Origin of the sequence: Caballeronia sp. M1242, assembly GCF_017220215.1 — a bacterium.
GTDB lineage: Bacteria > Pseudomonadota > Gammaproteobacteria > Burkholderiales > Burkholderiaceae > Caballeronia.
Map to the genome: position 1 here is coordinate 744,360 of NZ_CP071131.1, position 26,016 is coordinate 770,375.

The 26,016-nt window shown below is 63.6% G+C and carries 26 protein-coding genes and 1 pseudogene; 24 read left to right on the forward strand and 3 right to left on the reverse strand.

Annotated elements, in window-relative coordinates; translation table 11 throughout:
- The first annotated feature begins 2 nt into the window (after positions 1-2).
- The 3 genes from JYK05_RS22900 to JYK05_RS22910 are packed head-to-tail and all read left to right on the forward strand — an operon-like array spanning position 3 to position 3,996.
- Positions 3-2,102 (forward strand): ABC transporter permease, encoded by a 2,100-nt coding sequence (locus JYK05_RS22900; protein ID WP_206469991.1) that lies wholly within the window; start codon positions 3-5, stop codon positions 2,100-2,102.
- A 19-nt stretch (positions 2,103-2,121) separates the two neighbouring features.
- Positions 2,122-3,066, forward strand: coding sequence for a 3-hydroxyacyl-CoA dehydrogenase (locus JYK05_RS22905; RefSeq protein WP_206469993.1), 945 nt, complete (start codon positions 2,122-2,124; stop codon positions 3,064-3,066).
- A gap of 27 nt (positions 3,067-3,093) precedes the next feature.
- Positions 3,094-3,996: an SMP-30/gluconolactonase/LRE family protein gene (locus JYK05_RS22910; protein ID WP_175942659.1), complete on the forward strand. Its 903-nt coding sequence runs from the start codon at positions 3,094-3,096 to the stop codon at positions 3,994-3,996.
- 59 nt (positions 3,997-4,055) lie between these two features.
- On the opposite strand, the gene JYK05_RS22915 is transcribed toward JYK05_RS22910, so the two are convergent.
- Positions 4,056-4,949, reverse strand: coding sequence for an NAD(P)-dependent oxidoreductase (locus tag JYK05_RS22915; protein WP_206469995.1), 894 nt, complete (start codon positions 4,947-4,949; stop codon positions 4,056-4,058).
- A 276-nt stretch (positions 4,950-5,225) separates the two neighbouring features.
- Here JYK05_RS22915 and JYK05_RS22920 point away from each other — a divergent pair, with 276 nt between their 5' ends.
- From JYK05_RS22920 to JYK05_RS22935, 4 genes are read left to right on the forward strand one after another with little or no spacing between them, the layout of a single operon-like run.
- A complete protein-coding gene (locus tag JYK05_RS22920) occupies positions 5,226-6,155 on the forward strand; it encodes an ABC transporter permease (RefSeq protein ID WP_241270089.1) in 930 nt (309 codons plus the stop codon).
- 40 nt (positions 6,156-6,195) lie between these two features.
- Entirely contained in the window at positions 6,196-7,137 is a 942-nt protein-coding gene (locus JYK05_RS22925) for a sugar-binding protein (protein WP_175942662.1), read from the forward strand.
- Positions 7,134-8,657 (forward strand): sugar ABC transporter ATP-binding protein, encoded by a 1,524-nt coding sequence (locus JYK05_RS22930; RefSeq protein WP_206469997.1) that lies wholly within the window; start codon positions 7,134-7,136, stop codon positions 8,655-8,657. Before JYK05_RS22925 ends, JYK05_RS22930 begins: the two co-directional genes overlap by 4 nt.
- Before the next feature lie 30 nt (positions 8,658-8,687).
- Positions 8,688-9,347, forward strand: a complete 660-nt coding sequence (locus JYK05_RS22935) for an aspartate/glutamate racemase family protein (RefSeq protein WP_206469999.1) — start codon at positions 8,688-8,690, stop codon at positions 9,345-9,347.
- On the opposite strand, the gene JYK05_RS22940 is transcribed toward JYK05_RS22935, so the two are convergent.
- A complete protein-coding gene (locus JYK05_RS22940; RefSeq protein WP_206470001.1) occupies positions 9,344-10,054 on the reverse strand; it encodes a Crp/Fnr family transcriptional regulator in 711 nt (236 codons plus the stop codon). The genes JYK05_RS22935 and JYK05_RS22940 overlap by 4 nt on opposite strands.
- 364 nt (positions 10,055-10,418) lie before the next feature.
- Between JYK05_RS22940 and JYK05_RS22945 the strand changes: the two genes are divergently transcribed.
- The 9 genes from JYK05_RS22945 (at position 10,419) to JYK05_RS22985 (ending at position 19,688) form a co-directional block, all read left to right on the forward strand.
- Positions 10,419-11,114 carry a GntR family transcriptional regulator gene (locus JYK05_RS22945; protein WP_241270047.1) on the forward strand — a complete coding sequence of 232 codons (696 nt, stop codon included), beginning with the start codon at positions 10,419-10,421 and terminating at the stop codon, positions 11,112-11,114.
- A gap of 45 nt (positions 11,115-11,159) precedes the next feature.
- Positions 11,160-12,428, forward strand: a complete 1,269-nt coding sequence (gene mtnK, locus JYK05_RS22950) for an S-methyl-5-thioribose kinase (protein ID WP_206470004.1) — start codon at positions 11,160-11,162, stop codon at positions 12,426-12,428.
- Between the two features lie 11 nt (positions 12,429-12,439).
- Positions 12,440-13,519 (forward strand): S-methyl-5-thioribose-1-phosphate isomerase, encoded by a 1,080-nt coding sequence (gene mtnA, locus JYK05_RS22955; protein WP_206470005.1) that lies wholly within the window; start codon positions 12,440-12,442, stop codon positions 13,517-13,519.
- Positions 13,516-14,184, forward strand: coding sequence for a class II aldolase/adducin family protein (locus JYK05_RS22960; RefSeq protein WP_206470006.1), 669 nt, complete (start codon positions 13,516-13,518; stop codon positions 14,182-14,184). Before mtnA ends, JYK05_RS22960 begins: the two co-directional genes overlap by 4 nt.
- Before the next feature lie 59 nt (positions 14,185-14,243).
- Positions 14,244-15,377 carry a sugar ABC transporter substrate-binding protein gene (locus JYK05_RS22965; RefSeq protein WP_206470007.1) on the forward strand — a complete coding sequence of 378 codons (1,134 nt, stop codon included), beginning with the start codon at positions 14,244-14,246 and terminating at the stop codon, positions 15,375-15,377.
- Between the two features lie 56 nt (positions 15,378-15,433).
- On the forward strand, positions 15,434-16,969 hold the full coding sequence (locus JYK05_RS22970; RefSeq protein ID WP_206470008.1) for a sugar ABC transporter ATP-binding protein: 1,536 nt from the start codon (positions 15,434-15,436) through the stop codon (positions 16,967-16,969).
- Positions 16,966-17,967, forward strand: a complete 1,002-nt coding sequence (locus tag JYK05_RS22975; protein ID WP_206470009.1) for an ABC transporter permease — start codon at positions 16,966-16,968, stop codon at positions 17,965-17,967. Before JYK05_RS22970 ends, JYK05_RS22975 begins: the two co-directional genes overlap by 4 nt.
- A gap of 61 nt (positions 17,968-18,028) precedes the next feature.
- Positions 18,029-19,039: a dihydroxyacetone kinase subunit DhaK gene (locus JYK05_RS22980; RefSeq protein WP_206470010.1), complete on the forward strand. Its 1,011-nt coding sequence runs from the start codon at positions 18,029-18,031 to the stop codon at positions 19,037-19,039.
- 13 nt (positions 19,040-19,052) lie between these two features.
- A complete protein-coding gene (locus tag JYK05_RS22985) occupies positions 19,053-19,688 on the forward strand; it encodes a DAK2 domain-containing protein (RefSeq protein WP_206470013.1) in 636 nt (211 codons plus the stop codon).
- Between the two features lie 31 nt (positions 19,689-19,719).
- On the opposite strand, the pseudogene JYK05_RS26475 reads toward JYK05_RS22985, so the two are convergent.
- A pseudogene (locus tag JYK05_RS26475) lies at positions 19,720-19,921 on the reverse strand (IclR family transcriptional regulator); the annotation flags it as partial.
- Between the two features lie 151 nt (positions 19,922-20,072).
- On the opposite strand from JYK05_RS26475, the gene JYK05_RS22990 reads away from it, so the two are divergent.
- From JYK05_RS22990 to aroQ, 8 genes are all read left to right on the forward strand, one after another.
- Positions 20,073-20,351, forward strand: coding sequence for a DUF3253 domain-containing protein (locus JYK05_RS22990; protein ID WP_206470533.1), 279 nt, complete (start codon positions 20,073-20,075; stop codon positions 20,349-20,351).
- A gap of 219 nt (positions 20,352-20,570) precedes the next feature.
- A complete protein-coding gene (locus JYK05_RS22995) occupies positions 20,571-21,521 on the forward strand; it encodes a ketopantoate reductase family protein (RefSeq protein WP_206470014.1) in 951 nt (316 codons plus the stop codon).
- Positions 21,518-21,910 (forward strand): VOC family protein, encoded by a 393-nt coding sequence (locus JYK05_RS23000; protein WP_206470016.1) that lies wholly within the window; start codon positions 21,518-21,520, stop codon positions 21,908-21,910. Before JYK05_RS22995 ends, JYK05_RS23000 begins: the two co-directional genes overlap by 4 nt.
- 2 nt (positions 21,911-21,912) lie before the next feature.
- Complete coding sequence (locus JYK05_RS23005; protein ID WP_206470018.1) at positions 21,913-22,374, forward strand: MaoC family dehydratase; 462 nt, start codon at positions 21,913-21,915, stop codon at positions 22,372-22,374.
- Entirely contained in the window at positions 22,374-23,597 is a 1,224-nt protein-coding gene (locus tag JYK05_RS23010) for a CaiB/BaiF CoA-transferase family protein (protein WP_206470020.1), read from the forward strand. The genes JYK05_RS23005 and JYK05_RS23010 overlap by 1 nt, the downstream gene beginning before the upstream one ends.
- Positions 23,594-24,427, forward strand: coding sequence for a shikimate dehydrogenase (gene aroE / locus JYK05_RS23015; protein WP_206470022.1), 834 nt, complete (start codon positions 23,594-23,596; stop codon positions 24,425-24,427). Before JYK05_RS23010 ends, aroE begins: the two co-directional genes overlap by 4 nt.
- Before the next feature lie 76 nt (positions 24,428-24,503).
- Positions 24,504-25,568, forward strand: coding sequence for a Gfo/Idh/MocA family protein (locus tag JYK05_RS23020; RefSeq protein WP_206470024.1), 1,065 nt, complete (start codon positions 24,504-24,506; stop codon positions 25,566-25,568).
- 9 nt (positions 25,569-25,577) lie between these two features.
- Positions 25,578-26,015: a type II 3-dehydroquinate dehydratase gene (gene aroQ / locus JYK05_RS23025; RefSeq protein ID WP_206470025.1), complete on the forward strand. Its 438-nt coding sequence runs from the start codon at positions 25,578-25,580 to the stop codon at positions 26,013-26,015.
- The last annotated feature ends 1 nt before the right edge of the window (position 26,016 follow it).

The window sequence follows — 26,016 nt, forward strand, 5'->3', positions numbered from 1 at the left end:
CCATGAAGGTAGCCATTGCGTCGCCCGACAGCGAGACCGTCAAGCCGGGCACGGGAACGGGATGGGGCGCGCGTCTGGACCATCATCGCGGGCTGATCATTGCGGTCGGCGCTTTGTGCGCCATGCTGGCCGCTTGGGTTGCGCTGTCCGCGACGCCGGTGGGCATGTACGACCTCGGCTCGGTCATTTCCAGCGCGACGACGCTCGCGCTCGCGGCCATCGGACAGACCATCGTCGTGCTGACCGGAGGCTTCGACTTGTCGGCCTCCGCGGTCGTCTCGCTCGCGAATGTGCTTGCAGTGCGATTCGTACAGGGCACGCCGCTCGAACAATGGATGGGCGCGGCGCTCATCATCGCGATCGGCGGCGGCATCGGGCTCGTCAACGGCGCGCTGATCGCCTGGTTCCGCCTGCAATCCATCGTCGTCACGCTCGCGACGATGTTCATGGTGCAGGGCATGACGCTCCTGATTCAAAACAAGCCGGGCGGCAGTGTCGGCGAGCAGTTCGGCGCATTCCTCACGTCCGATCTGATTCCCGAGAAATTGCCGATGTCGGCGGGCGTCCTGATCGTCGCGTTGTTGATCTGGGCATTCGTGAAGCGCACGCGCTTCGGCGTGGGCCTGTACGCGCTCGGCAGCGATCCCGACGGCGCGTTCGCCAACGGCATGCCGGTGACACGCTATCGCATGGCGACGTATGCGCTCGCCGGCATGTTCTACGCGGCGGCGGGGCTGTACGTGTCGGCGCAGACCGGTTCCGCCGATCCGCTCGTGGGCCGTCCGCTGCTGCTGTCGATGTTCACTGCCGTCGTGCTCGGCGGCACCTTGCTCGGCGGCGGGCGCGGCGGCTGCGTCGGCACCGTGTTCGCCGCGATGACGCTGATGATCACCGTGAATATCCTGCTGGTGCTGAACGTATCGGCGTTCTTCACGACGATCGCCGAGGCGGTCATCCTGATTCTCGCGGTGCTCGGTGCGTCGATCGGCAAGGAATCGGCGGCGCGTGAGTCCATGCGTCACGCGGCGCAGTGGCTGAAGGCGGTGCGAACAGGCACGCGCGTCACGAGCGACGGGCGGGCGCGGCGCGTGTCGTTCCAGGTGAACGACTTCCGCCCGATCGAGAACACGGAGCTCAAGGGCCGCGCGATCGGCGACTGGATCGAGCGCAATCGCGAATGGGCGAAGTATGTGCTGCCCGCCTATCTGCTTTTCATCGGCGTCGTCGCGGTCACGGGCGTCGTGTACGGGCCGGGCGTGCTCTTCAGCGCGAACTTCTACAGCAGCCTGCTCACGCTCACGCTGTTCCTCGCGATCCTCGGGCTCGGTCAGGGCGCGGTCATCCTGACCGGCGGCCTCGATCTGTCGATGCCGTGGCTCATCACGCTCTCCGGCGTGCTGCTGACGGGCCTCACGCACGGCGTCAATGGCGCGGCCGCGTGGGCCGTGCCGGTCGTGCTGGGCGTAGGCGTGCTCGTGGGGCTTTTCAACGGCATCGGCGTCGTCATGCTCGGGCTGCCGCCTATCGTGGTCACGCTCGCGGCCAACGGACTGCTGCAAGGCCTGACGCTCATCTACTGCAACGGCTCGCCGCAAGGCTGGGCGCCGTCGGCGGTCAGCGACTTCACCAATGGCCGGCTCGGGCCGCTGTCGCTCGCCGCGTGGAGCGTGCCGGTGTTTCTCGCGTTCGCGCTATTGCTTTTGCATCGCACGCCGTTCGGACGCCGCATCTATGCAGTCGGCAACTCGCAAATCGCGGCGAAGCTCTCGGGCGTGCGCGTGGGCGCGGTCCTGATTGCCGTGTACTGCGTCTCGGCCGTGTGCGCGGCGCTCGTCGGGCTGCTGCTCGCGGGCTTCAGTTCGCAGGCATTCCTCGGCATGGGCGATCCTTACCTACTGCCGTCCATCGCGGTCGTCGTGGTGGGCGGCGCGCTCATCACCGGCGGACGCGGCCATTATCTCGGCGTGTTCGGCGGCGCGCTGCTGCTGACGGCGCTGGGCACGCTGCTCGCCGGCACGACGGTTCCGCCTGCGGTGCGCGACATCATCAACGGAGTGGTCGTGCTGGCTGCCGTCATCACGCTGCGCGACAAACGCGCCTGACATAAGGAGAACGAAACATATGAGCATGAGAGAGATAGCGGTGATCGGTTCGGGGCGGATCGGCCGCGCATGGGCGATCGTGTTCGCCCGCAGCGGCTTTACCGTGAAAATCCACGATGCCTCGCGAGACATGCTGTCGGGCGCGATCCCCGCCATTCGCGAAAGCGTCGAGGATCTCGCTTCCTTCGGCCTGATCGACGAGAGCGTGGACCGTATCGTCGGGCGCATCGAGGCGTGCGATACGCTTGCCGAAGCGGTGGCCAACGCGGATCTGGTGCAGGAGAACATCGCTGAGGTCGTCGATGTGAAGCGCGCCATGTTCGCCGAACTCGACCGCCTCACGAAGCCCGAAGCGCTGCTCGCCAGTTCCACATCGGGGCTGCCCGCGTCGACGTTCACGGAAGGGCTGGAGGGTCGCGCGCGGTGCCTCGTCGCGCATCCTGTCAATCCGCCGTCGCTCGTGCCGCTCGTCGAACTTTGCGGCACGCCGTGGACGTCGCAAGAGACGCTGCAACGCGCGCGCGCGATCTACGAGGAAGCAGGACAGAGCCCCGTCACGGTGAACCGCGAAATCTCGGGCTTCCTGCTGAACCGCATTCAAGGAGCGGTACTGGACGAGGCGTTGAGCCTCTACGAGCAAGGCTACGCGAGCGCTGCCGATCTCGACACGGTTATGCGCGATGGGCTCGCCATGCGGTGGTCGTTCATGGGCCCGTTCGAAACGATCGACCTGAACGCGCCCGGCGGCGTGGCGGATTACGCGTCGCGTTACGGCGGCACCTATCGCAGCATCGCGGATACCCGCGTGCCGTTCTCGTGGTCCGAAGAAGCCATCGCGAGCCTGCACGCGCAGCGCCGCGAACAACTCCCGGCCGACCAGATCGAGGCGCGCAGCCGGTGGCGCGATCGCCGTCTGATGGCGCTGCTCGCGCACCGGCGCGCCGAGAAGAACAAGAACGACTGACAGAACGAACCCATCAAGGAGACGACGATGCCCGAAGTACGCTTGCTGGTCGATGCCAATAATCACCTGGGCGAAGGACCGCTCTGGGACGTGCGCGAAGATCGGCTCTACTGGATCGACAGCACGGCAGCCGAAATCTACAGTTGCCGTGCGGATGGAAGCGAGGTCACGCGTTACTTCGTGCCGCATCATATCGGCTCGATGGCGTTGCGCGAGAAGGGTGGCGCAGTCGTGGCGCTCGCCAACGGTCTGCATTTCTACGACTTCGAGTCGCAGACCGTCGAGTTCATCGCCGATCCCGAATCCGACGATCCCGAGACGCGCTTCAACGACGGCAAGGTGGATCGGCGCGGCCGCTTTATCGCGGGCACGATGGCTTACGACTTCGACCGCTATTTCGCGGATCGCGGCCAGCGTTCGACGCGCAGCGGCGCGTTGTACCGGCTTGACACCGATGGCCGCGTGACGCGGCTCGACAGTGGCATCACCTGTTCGAACGGTCCGTGCTGGAGTCCGGATAATCGCACGTTCTATTTCACGGACACTTACAGCAAGGAGATGTACGCCTACGACTACGACATCGAAACGGGCGGCATTTCGAACAAGCGGCTTTTTGCATCGGCCCGGAACATGGCGGGCACCTTCGATGGCGCGACTGTCGACGAGGAGGGTTATATCTGGTCGGCGCTGGTGTTCGGTGGGCGCATCCTGCGCTTCTCGCCGGATGGAAAGCTCGATCGCGTCGTGCCGTTTCCGGTGCGCAATCTGACGAGCGTGATGTTCGGCGGCGCGAATCTCGACACCCTGTACGTATCGACCATGGGCCGGCCCATGTGGGGCATTCCGCAGAAAGAGCAGGACAAAGGCGGATTGTTCGCGGTGACAGGACTCGGCGTGCGAGGGCTTCCCGAGCCGCGTTTCGCTGGATGAATGCTGCTATGCGGCGGAGCGCAACGCGATGACCCGCGCTCCGCTCCGCCGCTTGCGCCTTACTTCGCCACCTGCTCGCGCCACTTGTAAGCCTGTTGCCAGCCGAGCAAGCGCTTGAGCTTCTCGTTGCTGAGCAGGGTTTCGGATTCCGCCAACTGCTTCTTCACCGGCACGTTCGGATAGAAGCGCTTCAGCAATTCAGCGGTGGGCAGATCGGACGAGACGTCGTCGGCGGCGACGTTCATGACCTGGAATCCCAGACCGTCCTTCTCGATACCGAGGCGCGCGGCCGTCGCGAGGTCGCGTCCGTCGATGTAGCTCCATGCAATGCGCTTTCTCAACGCGGGATTCTCCAGCCACGCCGGGAATTTCTGGTAATCGGCGGGATCGAGCACGTTGCCGATCCGAAAGCAGTAGATATCCGCGCCCGTGCGGGCGTGAAACGCTTTCGCCGTGACTTCGTTAATGACCTTCGACGTGGCATAGCTGTCCATCGGATCCACGGGATACTCTTCGTCCAGCGGGAAGTACACGGGGTCGCGATGCCGGTGCGCGAACACCACGCCGTATGTCGTCTCGCTCGATGCGACGATCACCTTCTTGATGCCGAGTTTCGATGCCGCATCGAGCACGTTGTAGGTGCCCATGACGTTGATGCGAAAGACCTCATTGTCGGTCGTGACCAGAATGCGCGGAATCGCCGCGAAATGCACGATGGCGTCGATCGGCTTCGGCTCGATGTCGTCGTCGAATTCCTTCGGCGTCGTCGTGGATGCGAGCGCGTTGAAGACCTGTCCCGCGTCGGTGATGTCGGTAATGAGCGTGCGAGCGGTGCCCTTCGCCATAGGCACGCGGTCCACGTTCAGCACCTCGTAACCGTGCGCGACCAGATCCTCCACCACCCACTTGCCGGCCAGGCCGCTACCGCCGGTCACAATCACTCGCTTCGTCATGCTGCGCTCCTTTGAATTCGATAAGTGTGTGCGCGCATCGTAGCCGTTATTGGCGTTCCATTTCTGTGACGCGCGTCATAGCGGCGCGCGAGTTGTTCTACGGGTCATCCCCGATGCCCGACTATGACGCGCGTCACAGATTTGCCGTTTCCATCGCGCCTATGATCGGCCTCAGCCTGAACGGAGGAGCGATCGGTGAGCGCACTATCGTCGAACAAAGCATCGGATAAGCCGCAGCCGCAGTCATCACGCGGGGTGGCACTGCTGCGTGCCTGTATGCGCATCCGCGAGCTGAACGTACTCTCCGTGGTGTTGCTGGTCGGACTGCTGATCAGCGCGTTCTCGCCGTACTTTCTCACCACCAATAACCTGATGGGCGTGTTCCGCTCATTCTCGCTCGTGGCGCTCATGTCCATCGGCATGATGCTCGTCATCATCACGGGCGGCATCGATCTCTCGGTCGGCTCGGTCATGGGGCTGTCGTCGCTCGTGACGGCGCTCGCCTTTCAGCACGGCATGACGGCATTCGCCGCGGTTCTGTCGGGGCTCGCGGTCGGCGTGATCGTCGGCGGCTTCAACGGCCTGATGATCACGTGGATACAGTTGCCGCCCTTCATCGCGACGCTCGGCACCTTGTCGATCGGGCGAGGGCTCATGTACATCATCACCAAGGGCGTGCCGGTCACGCCAGACGTGCCGGATGCGTTCACGTTCATCGGGCAGGGGTATATCGGCTTCGTGCCGTTTCCGGTCGTCATCCTGCTCGCGATGACCGGCGTGTTCTCCGTCGTCATGCGTCAGACGCGCTTCGGCCGTCACGTCTACGCGACGGGCGGCAACGAAGTGGCCGCGAGATTGTCCGGCGTGCGCACCGCCCGCGTGAAATTCGCGGTGTACGTGCTGTCCGGACTGATCGCGTCGATGGCGGGCGTCATCGCGTTCTCGCGCTTCGTGTCGGCGGAACCGGCCTCGGGATTCGGCGCGGAACTGGACGTGATCGCGGCGGCGGCCATCGGCGGCGCGAGCCTTTCGGGCGGCGCGGGCAGCGTCGAAGGCGCGATCATCGGCGCGGCGCTCGCCGGCATCATCACGAACGGCGTGGTGCTTCTCAACATCGATACCTATGCGCAGCAGGCCATTACTGGCTGCGTGATCCTGATTGCGGTGAGCATCGACATATGGCGCGTGCGCCGCAAAGGGCCCTGATTCGAGCCTGATCGACAGAAACCATAACGGGAGACGAAGCATGAAGACCACGCCAAGAATCATCGCGGGCTTGACGCTCGCGCTTTGCGCCACGCTCGGCAGCGCTGCGCACGCAAAGGAGGGAAAGGACATATCGGTCGCCGTGATTCCCAAGGTCGCGGTGCCGTTCTTCGACGACTGCAACAAGGGCGCTCAGTCCGCCGCGGACAAGGCCGGCGTCAAATATCAATGGGTCGTGCCGCAGAACACGCAGGGCTCGACGCAAGTGCAGATCATCGAAGACCTCATCTCGCGTCACGTGGATGGCATCGCCATTTCCGTGAACGAGCCCAAATCGGTCGAAGGCGTCATCAAGCGGGCCGCGCAAAGCGGCGTTAAGGTCCTGACCTATGATTCGGATTCGCCGAAGAGCGGCCGCTCGATGTACATCGGCACGAACAACGTGCAGGCAGGCGAGACGATGGCCGACACGATGGGCCGTGCGCTGAACGGCAAGGGCGAGGTCGCGATCGTGACGGGGCAGCTCGGCGCGGTGAATCTCAACGAGCGCATCGCCGGCATCAAGAAGGGCCTCGCGAAGTACCCCGGTATCAAGATCGTCGAGACGCAGGGCACGGACGACGACCTCGCGCGTGGCGTGTCCGTTGTCGAGACGACGCTGCGCGCGCATCCGAACCTGAACGGTATCTTCGGCGTGAGTCAGGTCGGCGGCCCGGCGGTGGCGAAGGTGCTCAATACGAAGGAATTCGGCGCGATGAAAGGCAAGCTCGAAGTGCTCGCCTTCGACGATCTCCCGGATACGCTCAAGGGCCTGAGAGATGGCTATATTCAGGGCATCATGGTGCAGCGTCCGGTGACGATGGGCTCCCTCGCGGTTCAGCATCTGGTCGCGCAGATACAGGGCAAGGAAACGCAGGAGAAGGACATCGACACGGGCGTCACGGTGGTGACGAAGGACAACATCGGCAGCTACACCAAATGACACCCGCCGGCGACCGTACGAAGCCCTTTCTGGAGATGCGCGGCATCTCCAGAACGTTTCCCGGCGTGAAGGCGCTCGACCACGTCGATCTGGCAATCTACAGGGGCGAAGTGCTCGCGCTCGCCGGCGAAAACGGCGCAGGCAAGAGCACGCTCATGAAGGTGCTCACAGGCGTGTATGCGCCCGATCCCGGCGGCGTCATTCTCGTCGAAGGTCGCGAAGTGACGATCGCGGACAGCAATCATGCGCGCGCGCTCGGCGTCAATATCATCTATCAGGAACTGGCGGTCGTCGAGAATCTGACGGTCGGCGAGAACATCTTTCTGGCGAAGGAGCCGCTTACGCGCTTCGGCCTCATCGATCGCGCGCGCATGCATCGCGAAGCGCGCGAGGTGCTGCAGATGATCGACATGGACGTCGATCCGGCGACGCGCGTGAGCGAACTGAGCGTCGGGCAGCGGCAGATGATTGAGATCGCGAAGGCGCTGTCCGCGCAGTCGAAGGTCATCGTCATGGACGAGCCGACGGCGTCGCTCAGTCATCACGAAACAAGCGTGCTGCTGGGACTCGTCAAGCGCTTGCGCGAGCGGGGCATTGCCGTCGTCTACATATCGCATCGGCTCGAAGAGGTTTTCGAACTCGCGGATCGCGTGACCGTGCTGCGCGACGGCCGCACGGTCAGCACCATGCCGATCGACCGCGTGACCCGTGAAACGCTCGTGCGTCAGATGGTCGACCGCGAGTTGAGCGAGCTTTATGGCGAGCCGCAATCGCACGCGACCGGCCATCCTGTGCTCGAAGTGCGCGATCTGTCGCTCAGGCAAAGCAAGTCCGCCGATGCGCGCATACGCGATATCAGTTTCACGCTGCATCGCGGCGAAGTGCTCGGCATCGCGGGGCTCGTCGGCTCGGGACGCACCGAGATCATGGAGATGATCTTCGGCATGCGCCCGTCGACTGGCTCGATCCTGATGGAGGGCGAGCCGGTCGCGATCCGCAACCCTCACGATGCGATCCGCGCGGGCATCGGCTTCGTCACCGAGGACCGCAAGGCGCAAGGCCTCGTGCTTGGCATGAGCGTGCGCGAGAACTTCAGCCTTACGCATCTCTCGCGCTATTCGCCGTTCCAGTTTGTTCAGCACGCGCGCGAGCGGTCCAGTTGCGCGGAATACGTGCGCATGCTCGGCATCAAGACGCCGGGCGTCGAGCAGAAAGTGGTGAACCTGAGCGGCGGCAATCAGCAGAAGATCGTCATTGCGAAGTGGGTCGCGCGCCAGCCCAAGGTGCTGATCGTCGATGAGCCCACGCGCGGCATCGATATTGGCGCGAAGGCGGAAGTGCATGCGCTCATTGCGCGGCTCGCGTCGCAGGGCATCGGCGTGATCGTGATCTCGTCGGACCTGCTGGAGGTACTCGCCGTGAGCGATCGCATTCTGACCGTGCGCGAAGGGCGCATTAGCGGCGAATTGCGCCGCGAGGAAGCCACTCAAGAGAAGGTGATGGCGCTTGCCACTGCCTGACATTCACTCATTCAAACGTTAGAGCGAAGCATGGCAAAGATCGTCGTAGTGCATACCGGACCCGTTACCGTCGAGCCGCTCAAGGCGCAATTCGCAGAGCAGTTGCCGGGCGATCGCGTCATCAATATCGTGGACGACAGCCTGCTTACCGATGTGCGCGCAGCAGGACGCCTGACTCCCGAAGTGACCGCGCGTCTCTATGCGTACATGTCCAGCGCGCAGGGCATGGGCGCGGACATCATTCTGAACGCATGCTCATCGGTCGGCGAAGCGACGGATCTGCTTCGCGGCCTCATTCGCACGCCCATTGTCAAAGTGGACGAGTCGATGGCCGAAGAAGCGAGCGCGCTCGGCGCGCGCGTTGGCGTCGTCGCGACGGTGTCGACCACGCTCGAGCCCACCGTCCGTCTCATTCGCAGCAAGGCAGCCGAGCACGGACGGCAGGTCGACGTGACCGAATGCATCGCGCAAGGCGCATTCGAGGCGCTGCTCGCGGGGGACGCGGGCCGGCACGACGACATCGTGAAACGCGCGATCATCGAACTGGCCGATCGCGTCGACGTGATCGTGCTGGCGCAGGTGTCGATGGCGCGTCTCGTGCCCGCGCTCGGCTCGCTGGCGGTGCCGGTGCTTTCGAGCCCGCAAAGCGGCGTGGCCGCCGTCAAGCGGGCGCTTGCGAATGTCGCTTAAGCCGTCGCGAGCGCGTGCGTTCTGCCGATGAAGCGCGAGACGAACGCGGGCGTCAGCACGATCTTGCGTTCGCGCATGTCGACGAGACCTTCGGCCTTGAGATCGCTGATATGCCGGTTCACCGATTCGCGCGACGTCCCGATGAATTCCGCGAGCTTGTCCTGCGCGATCGGCAAGTCGATGAGAATCGCATCGCCCTGATCGGCGTAGTCGCACGCGATGCCCACTTGTCCCGAGAACATCACGAGGATGTTGGTGAGCCGCTTGCGCACGTCGTGCAGCGAAAGGTTCTCGATCAACTGCTGCGCTTCCTGCCAGCGCAGATAGTGATTGCGCAGCACGAACTGGTTGATGACGTCGTAGCGCGCGAGCAGGTCCTTGAAATCCTGCTTGCGGATGAAGCAGACCATGCTCGGCGCGAGTGTCTGTGCGTGATGCGAATAGTTCGCCTGATTCAGCACGTCGCCGTCGCCGAAGATCATGCCGGCCTTCACGAACGCCAGCGTGATTTCCTGACCGTCTTCGGTCAGCCGGTACAGCCGGACGCTGCCGCTCTTGAGCAGATAGACATGCTCGCTCGACTCATCGGGGCGATACACGATGGTGTTCTTGCGGAGCGTTCGGTGATCGCTGAATGCGGGCATTACCTCGTCGAGGCAATTGCGCTGGATGAGTGAAAGCAGTTCGCTCTTGCCGACAAACCACATTGCCGTCTCCTTGGGGTTGCCTTTCGATCGGCTCTCTTTCCGGGCGCTCGTTCGTAGGCGCATGCGGAGCCGTACTTCAGGACGGCTCATTCTACACACGCAAGCATCGCCGGGTGTCTCATGCCGCGTGCGTTGCACCGCATTTTTTTCCTCGCGAAGCGATGCGCGTTATTGCAATGCGACGAGCGCATGCGCCAGCGCGGGCGGGATTGCGTTACGAAAAATGCTGCAGGCGCGGAATGTCGCTCAGGTAGACGAACGCATGTGGCTAAGGGAAAATCCCGACAAAAACATCAGACGTCTGATGTATATTTGACTTCATGACACCTGCGGGAGCCCCATGCGTTTAAGCGTCGAACGTTCGATGAGCGACAAGATACAGGAGTCGCTTCTCACGATGATCCGCGAGCGCAAGCTCAAGCCCGGCGACCAGATTCCGACGGAAATCGAGCTATGCGAGCTGCTGGGCGTGGGGCGTTCGAGCCTGCGCGAAGCGGTCGCGCAAATGATCTCGCACGGACTGCTCGAACGCGTGCAAGGCAGAGGAACGTTCATCAGACAAATTTCGCTCAAGCTGCAAGGCGGGCTGGATGATCTGATGTCCGTGACCGACATGATCAAGAGTGTCGGCGCGGTACCGTCGACGAGCCGCATCCACATAGACATCATTGGGGCATCGGACAGTCTTGCGGAAAAGCTGGGTATCGAGGCAGGCGACGAATGCGTGCGCATCGAGCGGGTGCGCCGCGCGGACGACGCGATTGCCGCGTACTGCATCGACACCATCCCGAAGACGCTGTTCGATGCCGCGGACGGGGAACTGGGTGAGTCGCTGTTCGGCATGTTCGCGCGTACCGGGCGCCGTTTGTCCCACACGCATACGTCGATACAGCCGACCATCCTCACGCCGCGCGATCTGCCCGAACTGGGCGATGGCTTCGGTCTGTTTCTGCTGCTGGACGAAGTAGATTTCGATCAGAGCGGCGAGCCGCTTTGCTATAGCAACGACTACTACAACACGAGCATCTTCAAGTTCGACCTGGTGCGCAAACGTCGCTGAAGCGTTCCGCTGACCTGCGCGCTCAACACATCGGAGGAGACACCGATGGAGTTCGAAGCATTTACCGCAGCCGCACTTGCCGATTACCTCGGCGGCATCCCCGAAGTGCGCGCGCGGCTGGGCGATCCCGACGATCTCGAGATCGTCGAAGTGGGGGACGGCAATCTCAACTTCGTGTACTTCGTGACCAACGCGAAGGCGCGCGAGCGCAGCGTCGTCGTGAAGCAAGCGCCGCCGTTCCTGCGGCTCGTCGGCAAGAACTGGCCGCTGTCCTGCCAACGCATGGAGCATGAAGTCGCGGCGTTGCGACGCTTCGGCGCGTTGTGCCCGCAGCATGTGCCGCAGGTCTTTCACGCCGACAGCAAGCGCTTCCTGATGGTCATGCAGCATCTCTCGTCGCATCGCATCTTGCGGCACGGGCTCATGGACGGCGTGCGGTATCCGCTGATGGCCGAGCATCTGTCGACGTATCTCGCGCAGACGCTCTTCTTCGGCTCCGATCTCTATCTCGCGCCCGACATCAAGAAGCAGGCCGTGGGCGCCGCCGTGAACGCGGAGTTGTGCAAGATCACTGAAGACCTCGTGTTCACGTTTCCGTTCGAAGACCATCCGTCGAACGTCTACAGCGCGGCCTTGCCGAGGTCCGCGCTCGAACGCCTGCGCACCGACGATGCGTTGCGCCTGGCCGCCGCCGACATGAAATGGGCCTTCATGAATCATGCGGAAACGCTGCTGCACGGCGACCTGCACACCGGCTCGATCATGGTCAACGAGCGCGAGACCTATGTCATCGACCCGGAGTTCGCCTTCTACGGGCCGATGGGCTTCGACATCGGCGCGCTGATCGCCAACCTGCTGCTTGCGTATTTCTCGCGCGATTATCACGGCCGCGTCGATGGCGGCGAACCCGGCGCGTATCAGGAATGGCTGCTCGATCAGACGGCGCGGATCTGGAACGGCTTCAGCGCGAAGTTCCTCGCGCTCTGGCGCGATCACGAAAGCCGAAGCGGCCGGCCCTTTATCGGCGGATCGGCGGATAGCCGCGCGGCCGACGCATACCGCACGCACTTCATGCGGCGGCTTCTGGCGGACACGCTGGGCTTCGCGGGCTGCAAGATGATCCGGCGCATCGTCGGCATGGCGAAGGTCGCGGAGATCACGCGCATTCCCGACGCCCATGTCCGCGCGCAGATCGAAGTGCGCTGCCTGCGCTGCGCCGAAGCGCTGCTCGTGCAGCGCGCCGCTTTGACCGGCATCGAAGATGTCACCCTGCTCGCGCGCGACATGCAGCGCGAGGCCGTCGAACAACGCTGACTGGAGCATGAATGAATTCGCAGCCCTTGTTTCCTGCGCTCGCGCCCACCATCGAGTGGCGTGACGGCAAACTGCTGCTGCTGAACCAGACGCGGCTGCCGCACGAGATCGTGGTGGAGCATGTCGCCGATGCCGCCGCCGTGTGGCGGGCCATCCACGAACTGCGCGTGCGTGGGGCGCCTGCCATCGGCGTCGCGGCGGCATATGGGTTATGCGTCGCAATGCAGGATGCGCGCGCGTTGCCCGTGGCGCGATTTCGAGCGGAACTCGAACGGCGTGCCGCGTGGCTCGACAGCGCGCGTCCCACCGCGGTGAATCTGAGCTGGAGCCTGAGGCGCTTGTTGCGGCGCGCGCGCGAATGCGACGCGCAGGATGGCGCGGCGCTCTACGACGTGCTCGTCGACGAAGCGAAGCGCATCCACGAGGAAGACATCGCGCTATGCGAAGGCATCGGCCAGCATGGCATGTCCCTCATCCGGCCGGGCAGCGGCGTGCTCACGCACTGCAATGCAGGCGCGCTCGCGACCACCGGTCTCGGAACGGCGACGGCGCCGATTTACGCGGCGCATCGCGCGGGCGTCGCATTCAACGTCTTTGCCGATGAAACGCGGCCCCTGCTGCAAGGCGCCCGTCTCACGGCGTTCGAGTTGCAGCAGGCGGGCGTCGACGTGACGCTCATCATGGATGGCGCGGCGGCTTCCATCATGTCGCAGGGTCTCGTGGATCTCGTGATCGTCGGGACGGATCGCGTGGCCGCGAACGGCGACTTCGCGAACAAGATCGGCACGCTGGGGCTCGCGATCGCCGCGCGCCACTACGGCATACCGTTCTATGTCGCGTGTCCCTCTTCGACGCTGGATTTCTCGACGGCGACGGGCGAGCGCATCGAGATCGAGGAGCGCTCGGGAACCGAGGTCACGCATCTCGCCGGGCAACGGATTGCGCCGGAGAACATCAAGGCGCGCAATCCCGCATTCGACGTGACGCCACACGCCCTCGTCACCGGCTTCATCACGGAACGGGGCATCGTCGAGGCGCCGTTCGAGCGTTCGCTCAGAAACCTCTTTGCCGCCGAAGGCAACGCGGCATGAACGCGACGGATGAGGACACGCTGCGCCGGGGCATCGTGGAAACGGCGCTCGAGATGGAACGCCTCGGCATCAACCAGGGCACGTCGGGCAATATCAGCGCGCGTCTGCGCGACGGCTTGCTGATCACGCCGAGCGGCATTCCGGCACGTGAGCTGGACGCCGCGAGCATCGTGTATCTGCCGCTTCACGTGCGCGACGACGATGATGTCTTTCGCGTCGAACGGCCGTCGTCGGAATGGCGTATTCACCGCGACCTGCTGCGCGCGCGCCCGGACATGCATGCAGTCGTGCACACGCACTCGACGGCAGCAACGGCGCTCGCCATTCACGGCCGCGATATCCCGGCCGTGCACTACATGGTGGCGGCTGCGGGCGGCGCGTCGATACGCTGCGCGCCGTATGCGCTCTTCGGCACGCAGGCGCTATCGGATCACGCGCTCGCCGCGCTGGAAGGAAGACGCGCGTGTCTGCTCGCGCATCACGGTGTCGTCGCGCTCGGCGCGGATCTCGCGCGCGCCGTCTGGCTCGCGCATGAAGTGGAAGTGCTCGCGAGGCAATATCTGCTCGCGTTGCAACTCGGCACGCCGCCTGTCCTGAGCGACGAGCAGATGGACGACGTGCTGGAACGATTCAAGACGTACGGCAAGCGCAGCAAGGACGATTGAAACCCCGCGACACGACCTGAAGCTAACGGCAATGAACAACTCATACAAAGGAGACAGTGATGGCCTGGAGTTCTGCACGATTCGATAGTTGGGGAACGTTCGGCAAATCCACCGGGGCGCTGCTGCTTTGCGCCGCCGCGCTCGCGGGATGCAACAAGAGCGAAAACACATCGTCGGGCGGCAGTGCCGCCAAGAGCGCCAGCGAAAGCGCGAGCGCGCCGGCGACCTCACCGGCAAGCGCAGCGGCGAGCGCGCCGGCGGCGGCCGCCGCGAGCGGCGCGAAGCCCAAGATCGGATTCTCGATCGCGACGTTGAACAACGCGTTCTTCGTGGGCCTAAAGGCCGGCGTCGAGCGCGGCGCGAAGGATCAGAACTTCGACCTCGTGCAGACCAACGCGAACGGCGATGCGCAGCAACAAGTGAACGATGCGCTCAATCTGCTGAGTCAGGGCGTGACGGCGCTCGTGCTCAATCCGATCGATTCAAAGGCGATCATCCCGGCCGTCGAGAAAGCGAACCAGATGAACATTCCCGTCTTCACGCTCGATCGCGGATCGGATGGCGGCAAGGTGACGTCGTTCGTTGCGTCGGACAACGTCGCGCTCGGCCAGACGGCGGCGAAGTGGATCGCGGAGCAGCTCAAGAAGCGATACGGCTCGGAGAAGGGCAACGTCGTCGACCTGATCGGTCTCGTCGGCACCACGGCGGCGACCGATCGCGAGAAGGGCTTCAGCGACGAGATCGCGAAGTATCCGGACATCAAGGTCGTGGCTCGCCAGGAAGGCGCATTCGATCAGGAAAAGTCGCTCAACGCGATGACCAATATCTTGCAGAAGTATCCGCAGATCGACGCGGTATTCGGCGCGAACGACGACAACACCGTGGGCGCGGAAAAAGCCATCGACAACGCGGGGCGCTACAAGCCGCTCGACGACAAGGCGCACATCATGGTGATCGGCGCGGACGGAACCGCACAGGCCCTCTCCGCGATTCGCGCGGGCAAGCAGGACGCGACCATCTCGCAGAACCCCATCAAGATGGCGGCGAAGTCGTTGCAGTTCATCGCGGACTTCAACGCGAAGAAGGACGTCCCCGCGAATTATGCGTGGCCGACCATGCTCATCGACAAGTCGAACATCGACTCGGACGCGGTCAAGCAGTACGGTCTGTGGTCCGAAGAAGTGAAGCAGTAAGGCCAACCGGCGGCCGCGCTTGCTTCAGGGCGCGCGGCCGCGAGCGGAATGCGAACATGACAGTCGAAACCGAACCGCGCACGCGCGCGCCTTCCAGCACGAAGGCGCCGCTTCTGCGCATGCAGGGCATCGTCAAGAGCTTTCCCGGCGTGAAGGCGCTGCGCGGCGTGAGTCTGGAATTGCAGGCCGGACATGTGATGGCGATCGTCGGCGAGAACGGCGCGGGCAAGTCGTCGCTCGTGAAGACGCTTTCGGGCGCTTATGAGCCGGACGAAGGCGACATCGAGATCGACGGCAAGCCGCTTGCGCGCGGCACGAACGCCGCCATCGACGCCGGTGTTGCCGTCATCTATCAGGAGCTCTCGCTCATCAACGACATGACGGTCGCGGAGAATCTGTTTCTCGGCCGCATGCCCGCGAGCAAGGGCTTCGTGAGGCAACGCGAGGCGCATGCGATGGCGCGCGAGGCCCTCGCGCGCGTGGGCCTCGACGACGTAGCGCCGTGGATGCGCCTCGGCGATCTGCCGCTCAACAAGCGGCAACTCGTGGAAGTCGCCAAGGCTATCGCACGCGACGCGCGCATCCTCGTGATGGACGAACCGACCGCCGCGCTGCAAAGCCACGACATCGAGAACCTGTATGCGGTCGTGCGACGCCTGCGCGAAGAAGGACTCGGCATCATCTTCATCTCGCACCATCTCGAAGAAGTGTTCGAACTGGCGGATTCCGCAGTCGTGATGCGCGATGGCGCGACCGTGGGCGCGCGTCCCATGTCGCAATGGACCGAAGCCGAACTCGTGCAGGCGATGGTGGCGCGCAATCTCGAATCGTTCTATCCGTGGGAGCCGCGCGATTATGGCGAGGTCGTCCTCGAAGTGCGCAATCTCGCAAGCGCGCCTCTGCTGCGCAACGCGAGCTTCACGGTGCGCGCGGGCGAGATCGTCGGCATCGCGGGCATCGCGGGCGCGGGGCGCACGGAACTGCTGAAGACCATCTTCGGCGCGCTGCCCGCCACGCATGGCGAGATCTTCGTGAAGGGCAGGAAGGTCTCGAATCATTCGCCGACCGAAGGCGTTCGTCACGGGCTCGTCTATACGTCGGAAGATCGCAAGCTCGAAGGGCTCGTGCTGGACGCCAGCATCGAAGAGAACATTGCGCTGTCCAGTCTCAGGGCGCTCGCGAGTGGCGGCTTCGTGCGCGGCGCGAGAAAGCGCAAGCTCGCGCAGGACGCGAGCACGCGCTTCGGCGTGCGCGCCTCCTCGGTGCTGCAAATTACCGGCACGCTCTCGGGCGGCAATCAGCAGAAGGTCATTCTCGGACGCGCCACCGCGACGAATCCGGCGGTCATCATGCTCGACGAACCGACGCGCGGCATCGACGTGGGCGCGAAGACCGAGATCTACGCGCATATGGTGGCGATGGCCCGCGCGGGCGCGGCGGTCGTCATGGTCAGCTCGGAACTGCCGGAACTGCTCGGCATGTCGGATCGCGTGCTGGTGATGTATCGCGGCAGCATCGTGACCGAAATAGCCCGCGACAAGGCGGACTCCGAAACGGTGATTCAATGGGCAACGACAGGAGCAGGGGCATGACATCCACGGCAGCCAACCGGGCGGACACCGAAGCGCTGTCGCGCCGCGTGATCCGTCAACTGAGAAGCGGCATCGGGCCATTGTTCGCGGCGCTCGTCATCATCTGCGTCGCGTTGTCGATTGCATCGCCGGAATTCCTCACGACGAGCACGCTCACCAACATCATGGTGCAGGTGTCCGTCGTGGGCATCGCGGCGGTCGGCGGCACCTTCGTCATCATCACGTCGGGCATCGATCTCTCGGTCGGATCGCTCGTCGCGCTGAGCGGCATGGTCGCCGCGACCTTCATGGCGGGATCGAGCCCGGATGCGGTCGGGCTCGGCATAGGCGGCCTCTTCATCGCGCTGGCGACGGGCGCGGTGGTCGGGGCGATTAACGGCTTCGCCATCTCATGGCTGCGACTCGTGCCGTTCATCGTGACGCTCGCTGCGATGGCAATGGCACGCGGCCTCACGCTTGCCATTTCGGACGGTCGCACGAAGTTCGACTTTCCGAACGCGTTCACCGTGTTCGGCGCGAAGGCTATCGCGGGCCTGCCCATGCCGATGATCGTGATGCTGGTCGTGTTCGTCATCGGCCACGTATTGCTGCGCAAGACCACGTTTGGTCATCAAGTGTTCGCGGTCGGCGGCAATCAGGAGGCCGCGCGGCTCGCGGGCATTCCGGTGCGGCGCGTCGTGTTTCTCACGTACATGCTCGCGGGTGTCACGGCGGCGATCGCGGGCATCGTGCTCGCGGGACGGCTGAATTCCGCGCTGCCGTCGGCGGCGAACGGTCTGGAACTTCAGGTCATCGCGGCCATCGTGATCGGCGGCACGTCGCTCGCGGGAGGGCGCGGCTCGATCGTCGGCACGTTCATCGGCGTCGTGCTGATCGGCGTCATTAACGTCGGCCTGTCGCTGCTGGGCGTGAACCCGTTCTGGACGCAGTTCATTCAGGGCGGGGTGATCTTCGCCGCGGTCCTGCTGGATGCGCTGAGCCAGCGACGCAAGCTGTGAAACACGCGACGTCAACGAATAACGCAGGACATCGACAGGCAAACCAAGGAGACACGCGAAGATGAAGAAGATCATCAACAACCCGGAAACCTTCGTCGACGAGATCATCGACGCCCTCTTGCTTGCGCATCCGAGATGGATCAAGGCGGCGAACGCGGACAAGCGCGCGCTCGTTCGCGCCGATGCGCCCCGCGAAGGCCGCGTAGGCATCGTGACCGGCGGCGGATCGGGCCACATGCCGGGATTTCTCGGCTATGTGGGCGAAGGCTTGTGCGGCGGCGTGGCGGTGGGCAACGTGTTTTCGTCGCCATCGTCGGAACAGATTCTGGAGGCCACCAAAGGCGTGAATGGCGGGGCGGGCGTGCTTTACGTGTACGGCAATTATGGCGGCGACGTGCTCAACTTCGATCTCGCGTCGGACCTCGCGGATGCCGAAGGGATCGAAGTGAAGACCGTCGTGCTGACCGATGACGTCGCATCGGCGCCGAAGGAGCGCGCGTCCGACCGGCGCGGCGTCGCGGGCATGGTGTTCGCGTTCAAGTGCGCGGGCGCGGCGGCCGAACGCGGCGACTCGCTGGAAGAAGTGGCCCGCATCTGCGCGAAGGCCAATGCGAACTGCCGCACCATGGGCGTCGGGCTTTCGCCGACCATTCTGCCCGCGGCTGGCAAGCCCACGTTCACGCTGCCGGATGGCGAGATGGAGATCGGCATCGGCATCCACGGCGAACCGGGAACGCATCGCGGCGCGCTGCAGTCGGCCGATGCCATCGCAGAGAATCTGATGCGCCAGATTCTCGACGATCTCGCGGCGCCGAAGGGCTCGCGGCTCGCGCTGCTCGTCAACGGTCTGGGCGCGACGCCGCTCGAAGAACTGTATCTGCTGTATCGGCGCGCGTCGAAGATCGCCGAGGGCGATGGCCTGTCGATCGCGTGGTCGTACGTTGGCGAATACGTGACGAGTCTGGAAATGGCGGGGGCATCCATCACCGTCATGCTGCTCGACGATGAACTCGAAGCGCTGCTCGCCGCACCGGCGCATTCGCCGTTCTTTCGCGAAGGCACGCGCGCATAATCGGGAAACCTAAATGATTACGACGAGACAAATGCGGGATCTGTTGTCCCACGCATTGAGTGAGCTTCCGTCTCATGCCGACGAGCTACGCGATCTCGATGCCGCACTCGGCGACGGCGATCTCGGCATCACCGTGCGCGCGGGGGCGGAAGCGGTTGTCAAGGCAATCGGCGCGCTGCCCGACGAGGCCACGCTCGGCGACGTGCTGCTCGCCGCAGGGAAGGCGTTTTCGACGGCCAATCCGTCGACATTCGCGGCGTTGGTGGGCGGCGGCCTGCTTGCCGCCGCGAAGACCGTGCAGGGCAAGGACGCATTGGGACGCGACGAGGCGCTCGCCGTCGGACGGGCGGTGGCGTCACGCATTACCGAGCGTGGCAAGAGCAAGATCGGCGACAAGACCGTGCTCGATGCGCTGGCGCCGAGCCTCGACGTGCTGGAGGCATCGCAGGGGAGCGCGGCCGATACACTCGACGCGATGATCGCCACGGCGAGCGAACGCGTCGTGGAAACGGCGAAGATGCAGTCGCAGAAGGGCCGCGCGGCGTGGGTGCAGGAACGAAGCATCGGCCATCCCGATCCCGGCGCGACGGCCTATGTGCGGTTTCTGGAAGCGTTGCGCAGGGCGGTCGATCGAGGCGCGCCGGCGTGAGCGCGGGGCGTGCGTCCCGCGCCCCTGAACGCTATCTGTGAGAGAGCGCGCGCGCCGATTGCAGAAGGTCGTCGAGCATGGCCTGCCGGCGGTCCGGCGTCGTGTCGATCGCGAACGGGCGCGGCCATGCATAGGCGAAACGCGTTCGAGAGTCCCTCGGTGCAGCAGTAGCCCAAGTCGCGCGCAAGCTCTACGTCGCGCATGAATGCCTGGAAGTTGGTACGAACGCCGTTGATACATCTGACAGGTATCTGACTCTTTGCCATGTAGTTGAGTGTTGACCGAGCATTTCGCCGGCAAGCAGCCTAATTCCGGATTACGTTGGTGTTTCTGGTGGGCTCGATCGTTGCGGCCCTGCTTGTCTTTCCATACTCGGTGACAGAGATGAGCGTATCGACATCCGACATCGAAAATTGCGTGCTCCAACTGCTTGGCCAGCGCGCCGCAACGTCCTCGATTTGCCCGTCAGACGTTGCGCGCGCTTTAGCTGCCGATGAAGACGCATGGCGCGCGCTCATGCCTTTGGTGAGGCAAGTCGCCTCAGCGCTCGCGCATGATGGGCGCATTATCGTCACGCAAGGAAGCGGAACGTTGCATCCGGATGCGATCAGTCACGGGCCCATCCGCTTGCGACGCGGACCGACGTTCGAGCAACCAGAGTGACGCGCAGCGCGCGAGCGCAACGTTCCCGAAGCGAGAACCGCGCGACACTGACGGTCACCGGCCTCGTGTCCGCGTCGATGCGACGACGCCCATTCGTCTGTACAGGCTGGGCGTGACAACCATCGGCTACATTGCGTAAAGCAATAGCGCCATTACGGCCATTGCATTGCGAATATGACCGCACAGCCGTATCTTCATCTCCATATCAAGGAGACGCCAATGAAGATCGCTTTCCTCGGGGCGGGCGCACTCGGTTGTGCCATCGGCTCCGCGCTCACCGAAGGGGGCCACGAGACCTGGCTCGTCGATCGTTTCGCGGAACACGTCGAAGCCATGTCGCGCGACGGCCTGCAAGTCGACGACGAGCGCGGCACCCGCCGCGTCAAGGTCCGCGCGACGATCGATCCAGCCGAAGTCGGCGCCGTCGACCTGGTGATCGTGCTGGTCAAGTCGTTTCATACCGATTCGGCGATGCGCGGCGCGCTCGATCTGGTCGGGCCTGGAACGGTCGTGCTATCGCTGCAAAACGGCCTCGGTCACGAAGACGTGCTGAGCGAGATCGTCGGGCGCGAGCGCGTGCTTGCCGGCAAGACTTACGTTGGCGGTGTGCTGCGCGCGCCCGGCCATATCCAGTCCGGCGTCACCGGAAAACTCACGATCATCGGAGAGCTCGACGGACAGATCACGAGCCGCGCGAAGGCGATCGCAGACGCGTTCAATAGCGCGGGTCTTTCGACCACCGTCAGCGATAACATCGTCGGCACCATGTGGGACAAGCTGCTGATCAACGTCGCCACCGGCGCCATCACCGGCATCACCGGACTCACCTACGGACAGCTGTACGACGAGCCTGTTCTCAAGGCCACATCGCTTGCAGCCATCGAAGAAGCGATGGCTACGGCAAAAGCCGCGGGCGTTACGCTTTCCATTGCGACTGCGGAGGACGCGTGGAAGATGGCAGCAGAGGGCCTGTCGCCCACATTCAAGACCTCGATGCTGCAGAGCCTGGAGAAGTCATCGGTCACGGAGATCGACTTTATCAACGGAGCAGTGGTGCGTTGGGGCGAGCGCCTCAGCGTGGCCACGCCCGTCAACTCGACGCTCGTCGCTTGCATCAAAGGCATCGAGCGCGCGATGAAGGACCGCCAAGAGCAAGGAGCCGCAGCATGAGCGCGCCGAAAGCCTACCTCGAACATGTCGCGATCTGGGTGAAAGACATTCACTGGCATATCCGCTTCTTCGAGCAGGTGCTCGGCATGACCATGCGCGAAGTGGACGGCACCGTCGACGAGCCGCGTCAGTACTGGACGCTCGGCGGTCTGCAATTCATCAGCGAGCCTCGCTATGAAGGCCCGGAGGGCCGGCTCGCGCATCTCGGCGTGATGTGCGAAGACCTCGATGCCGCACTGCAAGCGGCGCAAGCGTTCGGTGTCAGCGAGATGCCGCAAGGCCGCAACTGGCTACGCCTGCCGGACGGACTCGCTGTCGAACTCATCCAGGCGAAACCGGTAGCGTGCGTCGCGCAGGCGCTGTCGATCAATCCACGCGCGGAGGCGTGACCATGAGCACCATCACTGAAAAGTACTGGGACGACGCGCGCGAAGGCGACGAATGCGTGAGCCCGACGTACACCGTCACGAAAGAGCGCATTCTGGCTTACGCCGATCTCACGGGCGACCATACGCCCGTGCATGTCGATGAAGACTACGCCAATGCGAGCCACTTCGGTTCGATCGTGGCGCATGGGCTCTTCGGCTTGTCGATAGCGGATGGCCTGAAGACGCAGAGTGACTATCGGTTCCTGCCGGGCATGTCGCTCGGCTGGACGTGGGACTTCCTGTTGCCGATCAAGGTCAACGACGTCTTGCATGTCAAGTTTCGCGTCGGCTCGATGCGCGCAAGCAAGAGCAAGCCGCAATGGGGCATCGTCGTATTGCCATCGGAATTGATCAATCAGGACGGTCACGTCGTCCAGCGCGGGGAGCATCGCCTGATGATTCCGCGCCGTCCGGGAGCGAACTGATGCAAGCACGTCCGTTGGAAGGTATCCGCGTCGTCGATTACAGCCATTTTCTCGCTGGCCCGTATGTTGGCCGATGTCTTGCCGCGCTCGGCGCCGAGGTCATCAAGGTGGAGCGTCCCGGTAGCGGCGACGCAGGACGTCAGCACGCCACAGTTCTGGACGATCAGCAAAGCGCCTATTTCCTGCAGCTCAACATGGGCAAGCGCGGCGTGAGCGTCAACATGAAGGACCCGCGCGGCAAGGCGTTCATGGAGCGTCTTTGCGATTCGGCCGACGTGTTCATCGAGAACTATCGGCCGGGTGCGCTCGACAAGCTCGGTCTCGGCTACGCTGCGCTGTCAGCGCGCAATCCGGGCCTCGTCTATTGCTCGATCTCCGCATATGGGCACACCGGGCCGGACGCGCATCGCGCAGGCTTCGGTCTCATCGCGGAAGCCAAGAGCGGCATCATGCAGATGATCGGCAATCCGGGCGAGCCGCCGCCGCTCATGCGCATCTCGCTCGGCGACATGTACACAGGCATCCACGCGGTCGCCGCGATCAACGCGGCGCTGCTCGGTCGTGTAAAAAGCGGACGCGGTCAGCACATCGACATGGCGCTGTACGACACGCTGTTTTCGATGCACGAGTACGCCGTGCAGTGTTACACCATGCAGGGCGTCGTTCCCGAGCAGACTGGTCACGATATGCCGACCTCGACGTTGTACGGCGTGTTCCGTGCAGCGGATGGCGACCTCGTGATTGCCGCCCAGGTCGATGATTCATGGAAGCGGTTCGCCGCGCTCGTCGAACGTCATGGCGGCCCCGACGGATTCGGCACGGATACGCGCTTTCACAGCCTGAACGGACGCAACGCAAATCGCGAAGCGATCCTTGCTGTCGTGAAGCCCTGGGTCGCATCCCGGCCTGTTGCCGACGTGCTGGCCTTGCTCGACAGCGTCGACGTTCCGTGCGCGAAGGTACAGCGTATCGATGAAGTCGTGGCCGATCCGCAGATCGTCGCGCGCGGCATGGTGGTGGAACAGGAGCACCCGCGTCTTGGCAAACTGCGTCTGCCGAATCTGCCGTTCCGTTTCTCCGATTGCGATACGTCGATCACCGAAGTGGGACCGGACCTCGGGCAACACAACGAGGAAGTGGCGCAATCGCTCGGCTTCAGTGCGGCCGAAATCGACGCCATGCAAACCGACGGCGTGTTGTTCTCAAAGCGGAGCGCGCAATGAGCGACCGATACGCCGTGATCGGCAACCCGATCGGACACACCAAGTCTCCGCTTATCCACGGTCTGTTCGCGCAAGAGACCGGGCAGGATATGACATACGTCGCTATCGAAGGTCCTCTTGAACCCGAGAACGCCTTCGTCGATACGGTGAGGGAGTTCATCGCTGCGGGCGGCAAGGGCATGAACGTGACCGCACCGTTCAAGCTACAGGCGTTCGCCATGTCAGACGAGCGTAGCGAACGGGCCACGCTTGCGGGCGCGATCAACGCAATGAAGTTCGAGGACGGACGCATCATCGCCGAGAACTTCGATGGCGTCGGCTTGGTGAGGGATATCGAAGAGAATCTGCATCAGCCGATGGCGGGCAAACGAGTACTGATTCTCGGAGCCGGCGGCGCAGTGCGCGGCGCATTGCTGCCGTTTATCGCCGCAAGGCCGGGCGAAATCGTCGTTGCCAACAGGGACGTGGAGAAAGCAGAGGGGCTGGTGGATCAGGTCATGGCACGCGACTTACTGCGCGCGTGCGGGTATCACGCGCTCGGATCGATGGGCCAGTTCGATCTGGTCGTCAATGCGACGTCGGCGAGTCTCACCGGGCAACTGCCGCCCGTGCCGTCGAGTGTCTTCAGTCCGACCGGAGGCGCTTATGAACTGGCCTATGGCAAGGGACTCACACCGTTCCTGCGCCTGGCCCGTGATGCCGGCGTTCGAACCGTCGCCGACGGCGTCGGCATGCTGATCGAGCAAGCGGCCGAGGCCTTTGCGTGGTGGCGTGGCGTTCGCCCGCAGACGCGCGCTGTCATCGATCGTTTGACTGTTCCGCTTACGTGATGCTTTTTAGGGGCTTGGCATATATTCGCAAGGATGCGGGCGATACACGCCGGCCCCGAAACCCACGGAGAGTGACATGGAGAAAACACGCATCGCCGTTGCCGGTGCCGGTTACATCGGTCTCGAACACATTCGCGTGATTCGGGAAAGTACTTCGTGCGTGCTGTCGGCGGTCGTCGATCCCTCGGCAGCCGCGGGCGAATTCGCGGCCACTGCGGGCGTTCCGCACTACCGGTCTCTTGACGAGCTTATCTCGAAGGACCGCCCCGATGGTGTCGTGCTAGCCACGCCGAATCAATTGCACGTCCCGCATGCGCTGCTGTGCATGCAAGCCGGCTTGCCGATGCTGCTGGAGAAGCCGATTGCTCCGACCGTCGACGAGGCCGAAGCACTCGTTGCCGCCGCCGACCGATACGACGCGTCGGTGCTCATCGGGCATCACCGCGCGCACAGCCCGATCATGAAGCGGGCCAAGGAGATCATCGAAAAGGGGACGCTCGGTCCGCTCGTTGCAGTGATGGGCAGCGCGTTATTCTTCAAGCCCGATCACTATTTCACGGACGCGCCGTGGCGCAAGGCGCCGGGTGGCGGCCCCATCTTGCTGAATCTGATTCACGAGATCCACAATCTTCGCATGCTCTGCGGCGACATCGTGGCCGTGCAGGCGTTCTCATCGAATGCGACGCGGGGGTTCGAGGTCGAAGATACCGCTGCCATCATCTTGCGTTTCGCGAGCGGCGCACTGGGCACGTTTTTGTTATCGGATACAGCGGCGAGCGCCCGAAGCTGGGAACAGACCTCGCAGGAAAACAAAGCGTATTCGTCGTGCTCGGATGAAGATTGCTATGCGATCGCAGGCACCTTCGGATCGTTGTCGATTCCGACCATGCGGCTCAAGACCTACGCGAAAGCGGAGGATCGCTCGTGGTGGAAGCCGTTCGATGTGAGCGTCGCCGACGTGACGCGCGACGATCCGCTCAAGCATCAGATGGAGCACTTCGGGCGAGTCATACGAGGCGAAGCGAGTCCTCTCGTCACCGCGCGCGACGGCTTGCAGAACCTTCGAATCACCGATGCGATCGTGACGGCCGCCAGGACGGGATGTGTTGTGGAGACGTCCGTCGCGGCTGCTAAAAACTAGGGCAAAACCATGAAGACGTTTCTGATGCTGCATGGCGTGAATCACAACATGTTCGGCAAGCGCGATCCCGTTCAGTACGGAACGGCCACGCTCGCTGACATCGATGCGCAGCTTCACGCGCTGGCCAAAGAACTGGGCGTTACGGTCGAGAGTTATCAGACCAACAACGAAGGTGACATGTGCGAGCGAATCCACAAGGCGTTCACCGATCAGGTCGACGGCGTGCTGATCAATGCGGGTGCATGGACGCACTCCAGCTACGGCATACGAGACGCGCTCGCGATACTGACCGTGCCTGTCGTCGAGATTCACATGTCGAACATCCATGCGCGGGAAGCGTTTCGCCATCACTCGGTGTTCGCCGAAATCGTGAAAGGGCAGATCTGCGGCTTCGGCATCGACAGCTATTCGCTCGGGCTCCGCGCGGTGGTGTCGGCGGCTGCTTGAT